The 3,023-nt window shown below is 70.7% G+C and carries 2 protein-coding genes; both read right to left on the reverse strand.

The window, feature by feature from the left end; genetic code table 11:
• Positions 1–50: 50 nt before the first annotated feature.
• The gene (locus tag ETD96_RS42955) at positions 51–1,385 is read right to left on the reverse strand and encodes an iron-containing redox enzyme family protein (protein WP_138642218.1); all 1,335 of its coding nucleotides are present in this window, start codon (positions 1,383–1,385) and stop codon (positions 51–53) included.
• A gap of 773 nt (positions 1,386–2,158) precedes the next feature.
• Positions 2,159–3,023: S1 family peptidase (locus tag ETD96_RS42960; RefSeq protein ID WP_240808637.1), on the reverse strand; the 865-nt coding region annotated here is incomplete at its 5' end.

The following is a 3,023-nucleotide window of genomic DNA, read 5'->3' on the forward strand; positions in this document are numbered from 1 at the left end:
GGACATGGCGGGGCGGCGGGGCCGCCCTCGCCACTGGTCGGACGGAGGGATCAGCCGGGAGCGGCGGTGTGCAGCAGCCAGGCGGTGTCGGCCGCGAGGGGCTTCACGCCGTAGAGCCGGCCGGCGGGGATCAGGACGGCGTCACCGCGTTCCAGCCGCTCCGGGGGTCCGGTCGGCGTGGTGATCAGGTCGGCCTCGCCCCGCTCGATCTCCAGGACCGTGTCCTCGTCGTGGCCGCGCGTGCCGAACGGGGCGCCGGGCGGCGGCGCGACCCGGCGCGTTCCGGTGACCTCGGCGTCCCGCGCGAGGTCGCGGTGGCGGGGGAGGTCGTCGGCCCACTGGATCTGCGCCGCGGTGTCGTCCTCGAACCAGCCGCCGATCAGCCGTGCCTCGGCGATGCCGCGCATCAGCTCGGGCACGACGCGCGGGCCGTGCCGCCCGGCCAGGGCCAGCAGGACCTGGTCCCGGGTGATCCGCCCGTGGTGCTCGTCGATATGCGCGTGCTCGTCGCAGTAATGCAGGTCGACCGCGTCGCCGAATATGCCGCGGAAGACCTTCACCATTTCCACGAACGCGGGCGCGAAAACCGCCTCGGCGTAAGTGACCGCACCCGCGTAGCGGAAGAACTTGGCATGATCACGGGAGAGGTAGTAATAGTAGTTGTTCGTCGCCAGCGGGCCGGCCAGGTAGAAGTTCCAGTAGGCGTGCACGTGCGTCGCCATCGACCGGCTGCGCAGCATTTTGGCGAAGATCGTGGTGTGCTTGGCGTCGTAGACGCCGTAGCCGAATTCATCGATGAAGATCTTGAACAGGGCGGACTGCTCGGGGCCGTAGGCGCCGGCGAGGTTCCGCGACATCGCGGACGCCTCGGTGAGCCCGTCGAGGGCGAGCTGCACCAGGTACAGGTCCGCGGCGCTCTCCCGGTCCCGGGCGTCGGCGATCGCGGTGAGCGCCGGCGACGGCCCGGCCGCGGCCTCGGCCACCACATGCCGGAAGTAGGTCTCCAGCACCTCGGGGGTGGCGGCGCCGCTGACGTCCACCGCCTCGTCCAGGCAGCCGAACGCGAACCGTTCCAGCTCCGAGACCGTGCCCTCCCGGAGTTCACGCAGCTCACGGCCGTAGAAAAGGTCGAAGTCGTCATGCAGGACGGCCAGGCCCTGCTCGGGGAGCAGCACCGTCTCGGCCTCGTACCAGGTGCCGAGCAGCCGGTGCGCGGCGAGGGAGCGGTGCGCCGGCCAGTCGCCGGGGCGCAGCGGGCGCTCGAAGTCCGCCTCGGCCAGCGCGGCGGGGAAGAGCATCCGGCGGTAGGGGTTGGGACCGTGCAGCACCTCGGGGTCGCCCTGGAAGAGCGGGCTGCCGGCGAACGCGCGGACCCGCTCGCCCAACGTGCCGCCGGGGAGCTCTTTGGCAGGATGTGACTGAGACTGGACTGTCATTTAGTTAGACCGTTCGCCTGACTACGTTGATGTCGTGGTGTAGGAGAGGGATCCCGGCCCGATTGTGTCGGTCCGAAACCATGAGGAACGGTGGCTGGTGCGTTGGCAAGTGGTCGGTAGAGTGGCGGGATAACGCAGTGAAAACGTATTCTCACATTAAGTGAGAGTGCCGTTTGCGTTGCGCGCTGGGCACGTTAACAAAGGTCACCGGGATGATCAATGATCGAAAAAAAGTTTGAGTACTCGATGACCAGCGGCGCGGCGGCGCGGAAGATATCGGTCATGTCCGAAAATAGGGCCCGGGGACACCCGCCGTCCGGCCGCCCCGGCGCCGGCGCGGCTCCGCGTCCGGGCCCTGACCTCGGACTCTCCGGCTCCCGGTGGTCCGCCGCGCGCGCGAGAAGGCGAGGGCGACGGAGCCCGGCGTAATTTGACTCGCTGTGAAGGGCGCGAGTCAGCGTCTAATCGGAGGTTGTCCCCGGTTCAATGTCCGTATCCGGCCGCCCCCCTGCCCCGCGACGACGCGACCGGAGCCGCGCTGGTCGGACCCGGACGCGCACGACCGGTCGGCCCACGATGACCGGGTGCCGTCCACGGGCCGCGGCTCCCTCACGGGGGACCGGGAGACGCGGCGAGCCCGCGGCCGGCGTACGGCCGCGGGCTCGCGGAAAAGCGGGGGAATGCGGGGTGAGGGGCGTGCGCGCGGCACGCCGGCGCCGGGCTCAGCCGCGCGGCACGAGGCACCCCGGCCGGTTGTAGTCGATCACGCTGCCGGGGGCGATGCAGGCGGCGAGGATGTAGGTCTGCTGCGCGTACCCGATGTTCGGGCGCACCGTGATGTTGCCGGACTGGTCCAGCTCGCACGGGTTGTTCAGCGTGCAGCGGCCGCCGTCCTCGTTGATGGTGTTGTTCACCGCGATGACGTCACCGGACGCCGCGTCGATGACCGGCGATCCCGACGTCCCGCCGATCACGTCGCACGCGGACGTGTAGCGGACCGAGTCCTTCCACGTCCACTGCCCCTCGCGGAGCCGGTAGGCGAACCCGTCGAGGCTGCACGAGTACATGCGCCGCCAGTAGCCGGAGACCACGCGCAGGGAGGTGCCGGCGGTCGGGTGCTGGAGCGACAGCTCCAGAGCGGGCGTGCCGTAGGTCTGCCTGATGCTGGCGTAGCTCCGGTTGAGCCGGTACAGGGCGACGTCCGTGTCCGTCATGGTCGCGTACAGCATCGCCGACGCGCGCAGGGTGCCGAGGGACCCCGTCCCGCTGGAGTTCAGCAGCGTGAACGTGCGGCTGGACGACCGGTTCGTGATGACCTGCCCGGCCGACGGCATGCCGCCCTCGTAGCAGTGGCCGTTGGTGAGCACGAGCGCCGGGTCGCCGTCGGCGGAGTTCGGGGTGCGCACCAGCGAGCCGGAGCAGTTGCTCAGCGCGACGATCCCGGTGAAGTCGACGGCGGCGCGGGGCGGCGCCGGCGCCTGGGGCGCGGCGGACGCTGCGGACGCTGCGGCGGTCAGCGTCCCGATCCCGAGGAGGGCGGCGACGAGCACGCCCAGAATGCGTCTTTGCATGGCGGGGGGTCCTCTC

Origin of the sequence: Actinomadura geliboluensis (genome assembly GCF_005889745.1) — a bacterium.
Taxonomy (GTDB): domain Bacteria; phylum Actinomycetota; class Actinomycetes; order Streptosporangiales; family Streptosporangiaceae; genus Spirillospora; species Spirillospora geliboluensis.